Source organism: Tritonibacter sp. SIMBA_163 (assembly GCF_046535935.1).
Classification (GTDB): domain Bacteria; phylum Pseudomonadota; class Alphaproteobacteria; order Rhodobacterales; family Rhodobacteraceae; genus Epibacterium; species Epibacterium scottomollicae.
In genome coordinates this window covers 1-15,000 of the sequence record NZ_JAWJBP010000032.1, presented here as the reverse complement: position 1 = coordinate 15,000, position 15,000 = coordinate 1, and the positions used below count along the sequence as shown (strand labels likewise).

The window sequence follows — 15,000 nt, the reverse complement described above, 5'->3', positions numbered from 1 at the left end:
GGCGCAGCGAAAGCGAGTCTTAATAGGGCGAATGAGTTCGTGGGATCAGACCCGAAACCGAGTGATCTAGGCATGACCAGGATGAAGGTGCGGTAACACGCACTGGAGGTCCGAACCCACACCTGTTGAAAAAGGTCGGGATGAGTTGTGCCTAGGGGTGAAAGGCCAATCAAACTCGGAGATAGCTGGTTCTCTGCGAAATCTATTTAGGTAGAGCGTCATCCGAATACCCCGGGGGGTAGAGCACTGGATGGGTAATGGGGCCCCACAGGCTTACTGATCCTAACCAAACTCCGAATACCCGGGAGTACTAGATGGCAGACACACTGCGGATGCTAACGTCCGTAGTGGAGAGGGAAACAACCCTGACCTCCGGCTAAGGCCCCTAATTCATGGCTAAGTGGGAAAGCAGGTGGGATGTCCAAAACAACCAGGAAGTTGGCTTAGAAGCAGCCATCTTTTAAAGATAGCGTAACAGCTCACTGGTCTAAATAAGACGTCCTGCGGCGAAGATGTAACGGGGCTCAAGCCATGAGCCGAAGCCGAGGATGCACATAGTGCATGGTAGCAGAGCGTAGTGTGACATAGTTCCATGCGTCCTTACCTTCTTTCGGGAAGGATTGGACGCAAGGAGCTTTCGATGAAGCGGGCGCGTGAGCGATCCCGTGGAGAGATCACTAGCGAGAATGATGACATGAGTAGCGACAAAGAGTGTGAGAGACACTCTCGCCGAAAGTCCAAGGGTTCCTGCTTAAAGCTAATCTGAGCAGGGTAAGCCGGCCCCTAAGCCGAGGCCGAAAGGCGTAGGCGATGGGAACTAGGTTAATATTCCTAGGCCAGGAGGATGTGACGGATTGCGAAGGTAGTTTGCCCTTATCGGATTGGGCGGGCTGCTAAGTAGTCCCTGGAAATAGCCCTCCATCAGACCGTACCCTAAACCGACACAGGTGGACTGGTAGAGAATACCAAGGCGCTTGAGAGAACGATGTTGAAGGAACTCGGCAAAATACCTCCGTAAGTTCGCGAGAAGGAGGCCCGGGTCCTACGCAAGTGGAATCCGGGGGCACAAACCAGGGGGTGGCGACTGTTTATTAAAAACACAGGGCTCTGCGAAGTCGCAAGACGACGTATAGGGTCTGACGCCTGCCCGGTGCCTGAAGGTTAAAAGGAGGGGTGAGAGCTCCGAATTGAAGCCCAGGTAAACGGCGGCCGTAACTATAACGGTCCTAAGGTAGCGAAATTCCTTGTCGGGTAAGTTCCGACCTGCACGAATGGCGTAACGACTTCCCCGCTGTCTCCAACATCGACTCAGCGAAATTGAATTGCCTGTCAAGATGCAGGCTTCCCGCGGTTAGACGGAAAGACCCCGTGCACCTTTACTACAGCTTCGCACTGGCATCAGGATTGTGATGTGCAGGATAGGTGGTAGGCATTGAAGCAGGAACGCTAGTTCCTGTGGAGCCATCCTTGAGATACCACCCTTCGCACTCTTGATGTCTAACCGCGGTCCATTATCTGGATCCGGGACCCTGCGTGGCGGGTAGTTTGACTGGGGCGGTCGCCTCCTAAAGCGTAACGGAGGCGCGCGAAGGTTGGCTCAGAGCGGTCGGAAATCGCTCGTTGAGTGCAATGGCAAAAGCCAGCCTGACTGCGAGACTGACAAGTCGAGCAGAGACGAAAGTCGGCCATAGTGATCCGGTGGTCCCGAGTGGAAGGGCCATCGCTCAACGGATAAAAGGTACGCCGGGGATAACAGGCTGATACTGCCCAAGAGTCCATATCGACGGCAGTGTTTGGCACCTCGATGTCGGCTCATCTCATCCTGGGGCTGGAGCAGGTCCCAAGGGTACGGCTGTTCGCCGTTTAAAGAGGTACGTGAGCTGGGTTTAGAACGTCGTGAGACAGTTCGGTCCCTATCTGCCGTGGGTGTAGGATACTTGAGAGGAGTTGCCCCTAGTACGAGAGGACCGGGGTGAACGAACCACTGGTGGACCAGTTATCGTGCCAACGGTAGTGCTGGGTAGCTATGTTCGGAAAGGATAACCGCTGAAGGCATCTAAGCGGGAAGCCCCCCTCAAAACAAGGTATCCCTGAGGGCCGTGGAAGACCACCACGTCAATAGGCCGGAGATGTAAGTGCAGCAATGCATTCAGTTGACCGGTACTAATCGCCCGATTGGCTTGATCTGATCCAGTAAAAGACAGCCACACCAAAAACGCATACACAAAACTTGGACAACTCGTTGACCTCCTAAAAAGGTCAAAACGTTGATTTGCTAGACAAAAAAAGTCTAGCGGGGTTCTTATTCGGTTTGGTGGCCAAAGCACAAGCGAAACACCCGGTCCCTTCCCGAACCCGGAAGTTAAGCGCTGTTGCGCCGATGGTACTGCATCTTAAGGTGTGGGAGAGTAGGGCACCGCCAAACCTAATAAGAACCCCAATTCTCTCAAAACGACAACAAACAAAACAAACACCGCGGGATGGAGCAGCCAGGTAGCTCGTCAGGCTCATAACCTGAAGGTCGTAGGTTCAAATCCTACTCCCGCAACCAATGATATATAGAAATATCAATGCACTAGCGCCCCATGGGGCGCTTTTCGCGTTTCCGCCTCAAGATCCGTGGAAGCACTGTGGAAGCAAATGGGGCGAAGTCGGAGCTGTGGCGTGAAGGCAACAAAGTTGGCGACTGCACCGCTGTCCTGCGAACGAACGTCGCGGGCAAACTGTCGTTGTTATTCTTCCGCAGCAGGCATTTCGATTCTCTATCGACTTTCCTACGTTGAAGTGGGTTGTGGATCTCCGATATTTGAGAGGCACAGTTGAAATGAAGGGAAAGCTAAGTGTTTCAGGGAAGGCTTGTCATAGCACAACCAAGCTATGTATTAGTCAAGCAAATGGTGATTGTCTGAGAGATTGACAGGTGCCGCTTAAGGATAGGATGAGGGAATGCCACTCAAACGTCTGCGACTACTTCAGTTGGGCGATCTTCATTTTCCGACGGCAGTAAAAGGGCCAAGGAATATCGACGACAAAGACAAGCAGTTCGCTCCTGAATTCCGAAATCGGATTTCAACTTCAGCATTGAAGGTTGTAATGAGGCAGTGCTCTGACCTTATAGAAGCACGCAAAGTATCTGCAGTCCTGTTTATGGGAGACGCTACGGATCGTGGCAAGATAAATGGATACGAAGACGGTATTACCTATCTAGTAGAGGCGCTCCAAATAGGAGGGAGCAGAACTTACTCTGACTTGCCGGTTTATGTCGTGCCAGGAAATCATGACATAGATAGAGATCTGGCGCAGCTGCCAGACAAAAACAGAAAATTCGAGGTTCTAAATGAGTTTCTTTTCAAGAAAGGGATAACTCCCTTCCCTTATGATTCTTGTAAATCTGTGACACTGCCCGGATCGGAAAAAAACTTTGAGATCCACCTATTAAACAGTTGTATAGGTTGTGGCGTTTCCGATGGTGTGCCGAGCCTATTTCGAGATGAGGTCTCAGCAGCAATAGAACGTGTTTTGGACAAAGATCCGAAGGCACTAGAAATCTACTATGATAGGCAACTTGACGCTCCAGCTGTATCCGACTCTGCAATCCAGGAGCTAGTCTCAGTTCTGCAGTCAAGTAGGGCTGAAAAAGTTCATCTCATTGTAGCCCATCACAATTTGTTGCCGCAAAGATTAACGCGTATTGCACCCTACACTGAGCTTATAAACTCGGGTTCATTGAGGGCAACTTTGTTAGAGGCCAAGCAGCCTACGATATTTTTGCACGGCCACATCCATGATGATCCGGTTGAGGTCGTTTCTGATCCGTCTGGGAAAAAAACCATATCGGTTTCAGCTCCAGAGCTATCATGCGGCTTCAATATTATCGAAGTGGTTTTCACATCCGATGATATGCCATTAGCGGTCAAAATTGAACCTTGGCGGATAGGAAAGACAGGCCATCTATCACGTGAGCAAGATATGACTGTATCCCTTTTGTCGCATCGGAGAAGGGCGCAATCTACGATTTCTGGTGACGTTCTGGCTGAAATTCTGAAACAGAAAAGCGTATTCTGGGGAGACTTAATGCAGTTTTGCCAAGATCTGAATGCAAAATTAGATGAAGGACAGCTTCAGGAGGAATTAGAGATCCTGATGGCCGAACGGTTCATCAGCGTTGAAAACTCCGACATGTCAAGCAAGCACTGGATCGTGAGGTCTGTAATATGATGGGATCAAAATTTAACCCATTTCGACCAACCAGGTGGGAACACCATAGTAACGGTCATCCTCTCATTTGGTTTACCAAGACCGCTGAAGAGTTGGTTGAGGAAAAGCCTGTATTCGTTTTTGGAAGCAGAGGTAGTGGAAAAACTAGCTTGCTTAGAGGGATTTGCTGGGAGGAGTTGATGTACAACCCCTCCCTGCGGCTACAAAAGAAGTTCGAAGACTTTAATCACATAGGCATCTATGTTCGATTCCCAGATCATATTTCTACGTCACTGCATCATCCAAGCTGGAAGCATGTACTTTCGTCTGCTCCAAATAAGGATCTTGAGTACCATTCCCTCTTTTCACTCATAATTGAAGCGGTTTGTCTGGAGCGTCTGCTAAGCTCATTGCATGAGCTGAGGCTCGAAAATGCGATAACATATAGTCCATCTGGCGAGATAGAAATTTGTGAGTTGTTGGTCGAAGAGTTTCCGGGGTTGAGGAATTTTGGTTCGGACGGTCGAGAAACATTCATCGGATTGGCTCGAACTTTTCGAATGCTCTCAAGGGAAATCAATAATGCTTTTGGGAAGGGAGAGATTTCGGAAATTTTGGCGAAAATCCCACTTCGAAACCCTGGGGAATTACTAAATTTTGCAGCCGAACGTCTCGTAAAGAGAATTTCATTTTCTGATAAAGAGCGTTCGAGCCACGGGGTTTCCATTAAGTTCTGTTTGGATGATTGCGAGGTTCTTAGTGAGCTTCAACGCAAAAGTCTGATAACCCTTATAAGGATAGGCCGCGCACCGATTTCTTGGGTCGTCTCTTCCGTAGGCAAAGAGTGGGAGAGCGGGGAAACCTTTATTCCCTCTCAGCCAATTACTGATGCCGACAGAAGAAATATTCCTCTGGATAGCAGGGATGCAAGCAATTTTGAGGAACTTTGCCAAGCGGTCGTAAGTTTACGGCTTCTGTTCTCTATTGCCGAGGACCCTCGAGACCTTGATAGCGGAGAAAACGTGCTTCAGTTGTTCCCGCTTTCTGAACGTTTGGGAACGCAAACAGTCAACGGTCTTCTGCACCAGATCATTTCCAAGTCCAATCGACCGCTCGCGCAGCAAATCTTTAGAGCAGCGAGAAACTTAGCCTTAAGTGTGGATGAGCTTCCGGCGCCGAGGAAGGGGAAGAGGCGGACAGACGACGCCAATTTGCCATATTATGAAGCCTACACTTTGTTGCACTGGCGAGAAGGTGAACGGAACTTCTCTGGTGGATTCGGAGATTCCGACATAGAGCGTATTGGGCGCTTTGCCAGTGATCTTACAAGTCCTGCATTTAGCGCTTGGTTGCGGAGAAAGCAGCAAAATGCCCTGCTTCAGATTTCAAGAGCTCTGTCGGTTTCTAGGCTGCCATTAGAAGGGGCAAATAATATTATCATGTTGGCGGATGGATCTATCCGCGACTTCTTGGAGATTATGGGAGATGTCTTTGAGGCATATTCATATGAAAAGGGATCGGCAGATTTAAGTAGAGAGAAACTTTCCGAATTTGCGGGTTCGCGAACTAAAATTTCTCGCAAAATACAGTCCCGAGGTATTTATGAGGCAAGCAACGCTTACTTTCGAGGGATTTCGAATCGATCTGATCTGAATACTGATTTAACGGCCAGATTGGTTTCCGGGCTGGGTCATTTGACTTCGTGGCTGCAATCTAAGCCAGGTGATCCCCGGGTTTTGTCTTCAGCAGAGAGAGGTGTTTTCATCGTAAATTTTCATAGCTTCGAGGGAGATAGGCATTATCCGGACGATAAGAATTTGCATTTCTTGATAGAGCAAGCGGAGTTAGCGGGTTATCTAAGGTTTGTAGATATTAAGTCGCTTAAAGGGCCAGAGAACCCGTTGATGTCTCAAATCTCTCCTTGTGTCTTTCGGTTGCACCGGCGGTTCGCCCCAAACTTTCGTTTCTCAGTTCGAGGTGCCTATGAACCAGTGCGCGTGTCTAGCGACGACTTAGCAGCGCTTTGTTTTAGAGGTGACGCTCTAACGCCTGCGCAATGGGCCGAACAAGTAGTGGTAGACACATCCGGAGGGCGTGAAGCGCAGCAAATGTTTTTGCCACTCGGTAAAGGATATCTTGATGAGAAATGAGATCTTTGGTCATTTTAACTGCGGACATCAGGAGCTTGAGGACAACCTTCCTGCGTCAAATTATGATTATGTGCTCACTACGATAAGTTGGGAGACCCGTTCAAATTTTGCTTTTTCCAAATTGGATCTTTCGGGAGCGTCGGTAGTTGCTTTTCGATTTTGCACTGATGATGAGAGAGTCGAAGCCAAAAAAGATACCTGTGAACTTTGGCTCAGGGAAAATTTCACCTCTGTTTCTCGAGTAGACTTGCAGAAATCTGTTAGAGTTGATGAAAATTTTGCAACCCTAAAAGAGGAAATACTTGATCTGTATCGGGCTAAGAGGAGGCCTTTGAAGGTATTGGTAAATATAACTTGTTTGCCAAAGGCTTATGTACTTTTCCTTCTTGGGCTTTGTATGAGCGCAGATTTAGTGTTGGACTTTGACTGCCTCTATGCACCTGGAAAGTATGACTTAACAAGCAGTAATGAAGATCCGGATGTTAACTTGGGAGGACCCCGAAGTCTTGTTTCTTTGGGTAAGTGGACGCCAGTTAGGATTCCTTATCTGTCGCCGGGTGAGTTTTTGCCACCCAATAGGGATCTTATCGTTAGTGTTGGCGGTGAAATAGGCCATTCTCTACCTCTTGTTAGAACTCTTGAACCAAGAAATGTATTTTTAGTGTATATCAGTGAGTCCGCACCCTCTGATGAAAGAGAGATGCATGCTTCGGAACGCGTTGCCTATGAAGAGCTAAAGTCTGAACCTAATACAAGTAATACGGATCTAAAACTGCACGACGCTATTGGGGTTTGTAGTTATACTCAGACGGCCCTTTCTGCCTCGGGCAGCACGGGTGTTACTGCTATGGCAATTGGATCGAAAAGCCATGCTCTCGGGCTAGGCATTGCAGCGTTGTGTGATCGGAGAATAGAAGTAGTTTGTAGGATTCCTACGGCATATGCGCCTCTAGACGTTGAAGCTCGCGGTGACGTTCATTTTTTTCGCGTCAGAGATAGATTCGAGCCGCTTGCTTATGTGAGGTTATCGGACCTGGAAACTTAGACACTGCTATTTTCTTACAGGCATTCTAAACACTCCTGACATTATAATCAGGATTGATGTTGTCTATATGGCTTTTGCGGTCGCCAATTGTTGTACATTATTTGAAAAGGTATTTGAGGGAAGCTTTGCAAAGTCGGTCAGCTATGGGCAGTGGGTGTTCCTCTGAAAGGCGTTTCAGAACTTCGATGTGGTTGTCTAAAAAATTTCAAAGTCCGCTGGTTGAACATCAGACGTAGCAGCTCGCGACACTAGCAAGCCGAGAATTTGCCGGTCCAACATGCGCATGTGTTCGGCCCGGTTGGTTTCTATGACTTCGCTGGGCAGGACGCCGGAACAGTTCTCGTGCAGGTCGAGGGCAATGACGTTGCCCGTCTGGAGCCACAGTTCGTGTGTCGGCCAGCGGGCGCGGTTGCTGTCCGAGGTGGGGCAGGTGAGCAGCCCCATTTAAGTGGTCCAAGTTGAAAGTTAGTGCATGATCGGCCTTTGGTCCATCAGTACGATGGCTTCAGGCGCTGGTGGGCGGTAGCCCAATGCACTGTGTGGTCGTTTTGTGTTGTAGTGTTTCCTCCAGCTTTCGATGATGATCTGGGCTTCTCGCAGCGAGTAAAAGATCTCACCGTTCAACAATTCGTCGCGCATCCGCCCGTTGAAGCTCTCGCAGTATCCGTTTTCCCACGGCGACCCGGGCTCGATGAATGCGGTCTTGGTCCCGACTGCTGTGATCCAGCCTCTGACGGCCTCATCTATGAATTCGGGGCCGTTGTCAGACCTGATGTAGGCAGGCACGCCCCGAAGAATGAACAGGTCGGTCAAAGCATCAATGACTTCGGTCGAGTTCAGCTTCCGCTTCACCCGGATCGCCAGACATTCCCGGCTGTGTTCGTCCAGAATGTTCAATGTCCTGAACGCCCGGCCATCGTCTGTTCTGTGGTGTACGAAGTCATACGACCAGACGTGATTGCGATACTCGGGGCGCAGCCGGACACATGATCCGTCGTTCAGCCAGAGCCGTCCTTTCTTCGGTTGTTTCATTGGCACTTTAAGCCCCTCGCGTTTCCACAAACGCTCGACACGTTTGTCATTCACATGCCAGCCTGCGTCTCGCAGCAGGGCTGCAACCCGGCGATAGCCATATCGACCGAACTGACGCGCCAACTCAATCATATCAGCAACCAGGCGCTCCTCGTCGTCACGCCCCTGTGGCAATCGCCGTTGTGTGGACCGGTGCTGGCCCAGAACGCGGCAAACGCGACGCTCAGAAACCTTCATCTGGCTGCGGACCAGGTCGATGCAGGCGCGTCGACGCGAGGGGCTCAGAAGTTTCCCCGTGCGGCCTCTGACAGGATCAATTTATCCAAGGTCAGGTCCGACACAGCCCGTCTCAGGCGTTCATTCTCCTTCTGGAGCCGCTTCAGTTCCTTGAGTTGTTCCGCGCCCATTCCGCCGTACTTCTTCTTCCACCGGTAATAGGTTTGTTCAGTCACGCCGATCTGTCGGATCGCATCAATCCGGGGCATGCCTTGCCCTATCAGAACTTCAACCTGCCGTAACTTCACGACAATCTCTTCGGGTTTGGGTCTCTTAATCGCCATCTCTGGTCCTCCACTTTCCTAACTATAGGGGCGGGCCACTTCAAAGGGGGAGGCTCAGCTAAAGCCGCAGTCTAGGAGGCATCGAAATCGTGACATGTAGAAATCGCGGTTGGTCCATGTCGATGCCGTCCTGCATCGCTAGCAGAACATCCTCTTTCGACCACCCCGGAATATTACCATCGAGAAATTCGCCGGTGTCCCGCATCACGTACGTCGCGAGCCGTCCAGGATCCCGATGCTCAATCAAGAACGGTCTGGGCATGCGCTGATCGCCTTTCGAAGAGCGATATGGATGTCTCGCAATTGGCTCTCTATCCGGGAGACATCTCCCGGGTCATGTTCGGATCGCGCCCGCACATAATTGCGTAACTCCGTCAATGAGACGGTTGCTTGCCAGACTGCACGAAACGCTGAATTTTGCTCAGCCAGGACTGGGTTGGTCAGAGCATGCCGAATGAACTCCGATCGCTTCTCGAACCCCAGGCGCTCCATCGTGTCCAAGGCGATGAGGCTATCCTCGGCTGACAGATTTGCATCCCATTTCTGGCGAGCGATGAACTCCACGACCCGATCTCCTATTGTTGCGTCTGTTGCCATCAACATAGGAACTGATAGACGATATTGCTCTCGATTTTTGGCCCTCGCCGAATGAAGAATGTGGAAAACTTCAGGTTTGTATTATCGAGCTTTTATTCGGCCGGTGAAACGAACCAGAACTGCGAAAATTTCGGAAGTTTGCTGCAGCCGTTAGGTTCTTTCCCGAGGTATCTCGCGGGATCCGGACGCTGACCAACACCAGGCTTGGCAAATGGACGCGTTCGACTTCCCACTCTGATCAGCTGATCGGATATCTCTTCCGGCAGCGGCACCGCTTTGCTGCTGGACATCAGGGCGCTGCGGCCTCGCCGCTGACCAACGAGCAATCCGTCGCCGTCATCGCCGCCGTGGTAGTGGAGGAGCTGATCTCCGAAGGGCGCTATCACGATGCTATGGCGGTGGCCGATATCCTGATCGAGCACTACCAGATGTTCGCCTACATCATGGTCAAGAAGGCAACGGCGTCCTACCAACTGCTGCACAGGGAGTTTCACGAGAAATATCCAACGGCGCAGGACGTGCCAGAGGATCGACACCCCTATCTGGCCTACCTTCAGAGGATCAATCAGGATATGTTTGACAGGGCGGAATCTTTGGGTTGGCAGGCCTTGAAAAAGTAGGGTAACCTTGAACACAAATTACACGCTTGGAGAGAACCTTATGCTCCGTATTTTGCACAAACTAATTCTGGCAATATCGGTTTGCTCGATTATCGCCACCCCATCTCAGGCAATGTTCATTCAGCCTGACTGGTGGGACCCGTCTGACCCGAGAGTAGGTACAAACCGCTATGCTTATTCGTTCAATGATCCAATCAATAATCGAGATCCCAACGGCAACATGTCCGACGTTAGTCCTGGGGATATCATTGGCGGAATTGTGGTGGTCGGCATTGTGGCTACCGACGCCCTTATCGACCGCTGGGATGATGGTAAAGTAAATGGGTCGCAAGGGCTTGGCATAGCCAATGGAGCCAAGGAACTCGGTCTCGCTGGCGCAGGCCTTTTCGGGGGAATGAGCAGTGCTGGCGTTCAAGTTGGTGATGGTACCCCCGCAATTCCGAACACTGGTGTAAGCGTAAGCGGCACTATGCTTTCACCTGAAAGTAATCCCGGCGGCTTCACTGTTTCTACACCAGTTAATGATGGTGCAATTTCAATAACAGTACATGAGTCAGGGAGCTATACTATCGATTTCCCCGATGGCACGCGATATCATGGTAAAGGGCCGATAGATCGAGCGAGGCGTTCGGCTCGGCAGAAAGCGCGAGAAAAGGGGTACGACCTTGGTCAAACAGACATTGATTGGTCCCCATCTGAAAATGATCGTGACGCGTTCAAGGACGAAGATGACAGAATCCAAGGAGATGGTGGAGTGGAAAATCCCAGCAACCACAACAAAGTAAACTCACCTGGTAAAAAATATAACGAGGAAGATAGCAATGGATAGCGATGCTCTCGACCACTCTGATATCTTGCGAGAAAACTCGAAAATTCTGCTGCGGTTGGAAAAGAATGGTCTCGATACGAAAAAGAAGAGGGACTTCGAGTTTAGCGTATCATTGCCAACAAAAGAAAATTGCAAAGAAGTTCGGCAAGTTTTCAGGAATAAGTACAAAGTCCCTGAGGGCGGAATGTTTATAATCATTGACGATCCGGAAGATTTCCAGCTCGTTCTATGTGTTGAGATGCGCCCCACTGCCGAATACATTACGGAAATAGAAAAGAAACTACTCGAATCGTCTAATGGCTTCGATTCCGTCAAAGTCTTGTGGGAATTCAAAGAATAATACCACCTGTCTTAAAAGTGAACGATTTCGCAACGTTTTCTGTAGGGGCAAGAGAACCACATCTCTGTGTCAGCTCGAAGTTTGTCTACCCTCCCAACATTCGGACCAAAAAGCCCTGCCTCGTTGACGTTTCCACTTTATCACACTGATCGGTCAGAAGCGCGTTCAGCCGCGCTTGCTCGGCCTCCGCACTGTCCAGGCGAGTGGTATTCAGTTTACGCGCCACACGTTGCCTGGAAGCGGCGGCGCGATTGGCGAATCACTCTGAAATTACAATGCTACCGTATCATTTTTTTGTTGCCGCGCGGATTGTCACCTCGACAAGGTTGGGTTGTTGACCGCGAAAAAAGCGCCGTCGGGCGTTAGAGGGAAGTCGCTGATAGTGGACGGAAAGCGTGTCGCGATTTAGAAAACGACCTGTCCCGAGGTCTATCAATTGCACGGAAGGGCGTTCGCGGGTGACCTGGAGTTCGCGTCGATGGGGGTCGCGGCCCGCGTGCCGGATTTCTAACCAAGCGTGAGCGAGCCTGTCGAGATCACCGTGGGTGCGGTCGCGATCCGGCTGGCCGCGACGACTTCGATATCTCGCACCGCGGTGATCGCTCATCGCCGTCTGGTACCGCGCATCTACTCGGAGCAGTAGATCTGGAATCTTCTCGCCGAGGCCCAACACCTTGCTCCCCAAGGTGGCTTGCGACCTGCGACCTATGAGACGGTCTTCGGATTGATTGCTGCCACGCGCCTCTGCCACTCCGCCATTATCGATACTCAGGCCACGCCGATCATCCCTATCCGCAAAAACGGTCGGCCGTTGAATGAGCGCTGCCCGAAGGTAATCATCCGAAACGAAACCCTTCCGCGCCACCCGGCACTATGCAGCGCGTTCTAGAAGCGTTGGACTGGATAGCGTTTCCAAAGCTGGATCGAAGCGAAAATGCGGTGCCTCAAGGCCTTCGGCGAGGGCATCGCCTCAAGAGGCCCAGACCTGCAAAACGCTTAAATCCAGATGCGTATCGCCCTCATCAATCCGCTCTGCACCGCTGAAATCGTCCGCGTCGAATGACGCCGACGGGAACGGGGCCACCAGGCCTCAGGCATGAGTTGCGCAACAACGACTTTCGCTTCGCGAACGGTGATGCCTACAAGATAAGTCACGTGATATGATCAATATCGAGAGGCATGATTGAGGACAGATCGTGCCGTTAAAGCAACAAGGTTTCGCAACTGTTCCACAGCTCGGGGTTGCAATCAACTGACCGATTTGTATGGTAAAGATTGCATGATCTGGGTCTGTTTTTCCTGATCGGGTATTGGTGTTTAGACAATTATTGAAGCTAGATTTGAGGTTCCTGAAGTGAGTAAGCTGCTTCGCGCTTTTGGCGCTGCTTTATTTGTATTTTTGAATATTTCAAATAGCACATCGGCCCAGGCGCTTGAGTTCACACCACCCGACAAGCAAGACGCCAGCGAGAGCTACCGTGCGACTCAGAGTGGCGGCTTTAGCTACAGTATCGACTTTGAAACGCCAGCCTTTCGAGGGCTCGTGCCGGGGTTGGGGTTGGACTATAGCTCATCAAGAAACGCTCGCTCGCATTCAATGGATGTTGTCGGAACCGGTTGGAAGCTCAAGGGGTTTTCCGAAATCGAGCGAGTGTCGCAGAAGTTCGGGACGCCGACGTTTCGTGATGCAGATGACATTTTTATGCTGGATGGGCAGCCGCTCATGGCCTGTACGCTGTCGAATAAGACGCCGTGGCCTGGGGCATACCCAGCGCGTTTCAAGAGCGATCATCAAAGTGCCAGTTGCCTTGCGAACGGGAATTTTTCAACGATCCGGGAAAGTGACCGCAAGATCGTCAAGTCCGGCTCGACCTGGACGATCTACTCCAAGGACGGAACGCGGTATATTTACAAGTCTCTCAAAACGCTGTCCGGCCACACGCCGTCACCGGGGAGTGGGTTGGACAAGCTGATGACCAACAAATGGTTGCTGGCGGAGATCCGTGACACCCAGCAGAGCGCCAATGTGGTGACAATCAGTTACTATTTTGCTGGCGACTATGGCTGGGCCTATCGGCCAGCGAAGGTCGAGTATGCGGGTTACAAGGTGCTCTACGGTTATGAGAATACCGATCTGCCGATGTCACAATGGGCAACCGGCGCGGGAGGCCTGGGCCAGCAGACCAGGCGTTTGATTTCGGTGCGGGTCTACAACGACAGCAGCAAGATCCGCGCCTATAAACTGAGCTATTCAGCCAGCCCGGAGGTAGGCACCACCCGGCTGGCCCAAGTGCAGCAATATGGCCGGAATTTTGGCAATCGTGGTTCGGTAATCACGGGCGGCGCGACCCTCGCTGCGCCCTATAAGATGACATATGAAAGCGACGCGCTGGGGTTTGATGAGGTTAGATATCCAAACCAGGACCTGCCACCGAACCCGCGCATCTGGGATATCGACAACGACGGAGCCGACGAACTGCTTTTCCACACACTTAGATATCCCGATGCACTTTGTTACAATGGGGATAACGCCGATCCTAGGCGGGTTCCTGGTCCCGAAATTCTTGGAAAGTTTTTGGAGGTAGATGCGGAGCGTGACATCTCATCCTTTAGTATTCCAGCCGAGCTTCGAGAAGCATTTTACGAAGACACCGGAGCATCCGAAGGTGTCCACTACCCCACTGGATTTGTTCTGCATGGGGATGGCCGTTTTCAGCAAAAAGACCCAATTTATCTAGATGGTCGCACGCATCGCTATTTCTACGGGGGCTCCAATAACGGATATGACCGCACTGACTATTATCTAAGAGGGGTGTCAGTTAACGGGTCCTCAGCCGAACTTGGCAACGAACTCAAAAGTTCAGGTGAAGGCGGTGTCGCCTATGGAAACTTTGATCTTGATCCTGCTTCTGAGGTTGTTTTTGGGCACTATGTTTACAACTTGAATGGTCGCAATATCGAAGGCACCGGCATAGCTCGACCTCATGTCCGATTTCGTAGCTTCGACATCGATGGCGATGGTATGACCGACAATCTTACCAGTGATATGAATGCAAATCGGAACTGGGATTTGTTGCGCCCACAGCATCGGGCAACGCCAAGTTGGTACACTGCATCCATTCCTAATCGCGCCTTAGGAATTGAAAGTCGTTCAAATCTACGCCGAACATCTTATCACTTTAGCGATGTGAACGGTGATGGAAGAGACGATTTGGTCATGTATGTAGTCCACGCTGGCCAGGGGGACGAAGTGTTTGTCTCCCTTTCACATGGTAACTATTTCGACCCAAGGCAACGTTGGCTTGGCGCTGGGAATTTACCCGATTTGCATCCAGGTAGTTCACCCTCTGGAATTAGAGTTCGTGATGTGAACTCTGACGGTTTGGGTGATTTGGTCTTTACAATAAACGATGCCGTCGGTGGCCAAAATTGTCAGGGAAGCTTTGACCCATATACTTTGGGGCGGTACGTGAAGGTTTTCTTGTCAAATGGAACGTCTTTTCAATCCGCAAACGCAACAAGTTCTGTGGTGACCACGGCCTTCACCAAAATGGGTGATTTTGACGGCGACGGTGCGCTGGATTTTGCTGAAGCCGGTGCGTCTGGCACGATTCATTTTGGACGTTCGCG

Annotated in this window: 11 protein-coding genes, 1 tRNA gene, 2 rRNA genes and 1 pseudogene (1 of these 15 only partly in view); 12 read left to right on the top strand and 3 right to left on the bottom strand. The window is 50.9% G+C overall.

Going from position 1 to position 15,000, the window contains the following annotated elements; all coding sequences use genetic code 11:
• The 6 genes from R0J92_RS20610 to R0J92_RS20585 form a co-directional block, all read left to right on the top strand.
• Positions 1-2,188, top strand: a 23S ribosomal RNA gene (locus R0J92_RS20610) (it extends 647 nt beyond the left edge of the window).
• A gap of 122 nt (positions 2,189-2,310) precedes the next feature.
• Positions 2,311-2,425: ribosomal RNA gene (gene rrf, locus R0J92_RS20605) — 5S ribosomal RNA — on the top strand.
• A 49-nt stretch (positions 2,426-2,474) separates the two neighbouring features.
• Positions 2,475-2,551 (top strand) — tRNA-Met (locus R0J92_RS20600).
• A 395-nt stretch (positions 2,552-2,946) separates the two neighbouring features.
• Positions 2,947-4,218, top strand: coding sequence for a metallophosphoesterase family protein (locus R0J92_RS20595; protein ID WP_411052995.1), 1,272 nt, complete (start codon positions 2,947-2,949; stop codon positions 4,216-4,218).
• Between the two features lie 179 nt (positions 4,219-4,397).
• Positions 4,398-6,347, top strand: coding sequence for a hypothetical protein (locus tag R0J92_RS20590; RefSeq protein WP_411052994.1), 1,950 nt, complete (start codon positions 4,398-4,400; stop codon positions 6,345-6,347).
• A complete protein-coding gene (locus R0J92_RS20585) occupies positions 6,337-7,392 on the top strand; it encodes a hypothetical protein (protein WP_411052993.1) in 1,056 nt (351 codons plus the stop codon). Before R0J92_RS20590 ends, R0J92_RS20585 begins: the two co-directional genes overlap by 11 nt.
• Positions 7,393-7,587: 195 nt before the next feature.
• Here R0J92_RS20585 and R0J92_RS20580 read toward each other — a convergent pair whose 3' ends face one another.
• From R0J92_RS20580 to R0J92_RS20570, 3 genes are all read right to left on the bottom strand, one after another.
• Positions 7,588-7,836 (bottom strand): hypothetical protein, encoded by a 249-nt coding sequence (locus R0J92_RS20580; RefSeq protein WP_411052992.1) that lies wholly within the window; start codon positions 7,834-7,836, stop codon positions 7,588-7,590.
• 21 nt (positions 7,837-7,857) lie between these two features.
• Positions 7,858-8,984 (bottom strand): IS3 family transposase gene (locus R0J92_RS20575; protein ID WP_411052991.1). Its coding sequence is split into 2 segments (ribosomal slippage): positions 7,858-8,720 and positions 8,720-8,984, totalling 1,128 coding nucleotides; the frame shifts between segments, so codons are not numbered across the junction.
• Positions 8,985-9,227: 243 nt separating this feature from the next.
• Positions 9,228-9,548, bottom strand: coding sequence for a hypothetical protein (locus tag R0J92_RS20570; protein ID WP_411052990.1), 321 nt, complete (start codon positions 9,546-9,548; stop codon positions 9,228-9,230).
• A gap of 380 nt (positions 9,549-9,928) precedes the next feature.
• On the opposite strand from R0J92_RS20570, the gene R0J92_RS20565 reads away from it, so the two are divergent.
• The 6 genes and pseudogenes from R0J92_RS20565 to R0J92_RS20540 all read left to right on the top strand — a co-directional run.
• Positions 9,929-10,201 (top strand): hypothetical protein, encoded by a 273-nt coding sequence (locus R0J92_RS20565; protein ID WP_411052989.1) that lies wholly within the window; start codon positions 9,929-9,931, stop codon positions 10,199-10,201.
• Between the two features lie 7 nt (positions 10,202-10,208).
• Positions 10,209-11,030, top strand: coding sequence for a hypothetical protein (locus tag R0J92_RS20560; RefSeq protein ID WP_411052988.1), 822 nt, complete (start codon positions 10,209-10,211; stop codon positions 11,028-11,030).
• Positions 11,023-11,370, top strand: a complete 348-nt coding sequence (locus R0J92_RS20555) for a ribonuclease E inhibitor RraB (RefSeq protein WP_411052987.1) — start codon at positions 11,023-11,025, stop codon at positions 11,368-11,370. The genes R0J92_RS20560 and R0J92_RS20555 overlap by 8 nt, the downstream gene beginning before the upstream one ends.
• A gap of 517 nt (positions 11,371-11,887) precedes the next feature.
• Positions 11,888-12,013 carry a hypothetical protein gene (locus tag R0J92_RS20550; RefSeq protein WP_411052986.1) on the top strand — a complete coding sequence of 42 codons (126 nt, stop codon included), beginning with the start codon at positions 11,888-11,890 and terminating at the stop codon, positions 12,011-12,013.
• A 93-nt stretch (positions 12,014-12,106) separates the two neighbouring features.
• A pseudogene (locus R0J92_RS20545) lies at positions 12,107-12,367 on the top strand (IS5/IS1182 family transposase); the annotation flags it as partial.
• A 357-nt stretch (positions 12,368-12,724) separates the two neighbouring features.
• The coding region (locus R0J92_RS20540) for an FG-GAP repeat domain-containing protein (protein ID WP_411052985.1) at positions 12,725-15,000 on the top strand (2,276 nt) is incomplete at its 3' end.

What these genes read in the sequence shown, in the direction of transcription:
- R0J92_RS20590 (WP_411052994.1), top strand. Translation starts at nt 4,398, where the DNA reads ATGTACAACCCCTCCCTGCGGCTACAAAAGAAGTTCGAAGACTTTAAT.
- R0J92_RS20585 (WP_411052993.1), top strand. Translation starts at nt 6,337, where the DNA reads ATGAGAAATGAGATCTTTGGTCATTTTAACTGCGGACATCAGGAGCTT.
- R0J92_RS20595 (WP_411052995.1), top strand. Translation starts at nt 2,947, where the DNA reads ATGCCACTCAAACGTCTGCGACTACTTCAGTTGGGCGATCTTCATTTT.
- R0J92_RS20555 (WP_411052987.1), top strand. Translation starts at nt 11,023, where the DNA reads ATGGATAGCGATGCTCTCGACCACTCTGATATCTTGCGAGAAAACTCG.
- R0J92_RS20580 (WP_411052992.1), bottom strand. Translation starts at nt 7,836, where the DNA reads ATGGGGCTGCTCACCTGCCCCACCTCGGACAGCAACCGCGCCCGCTGG.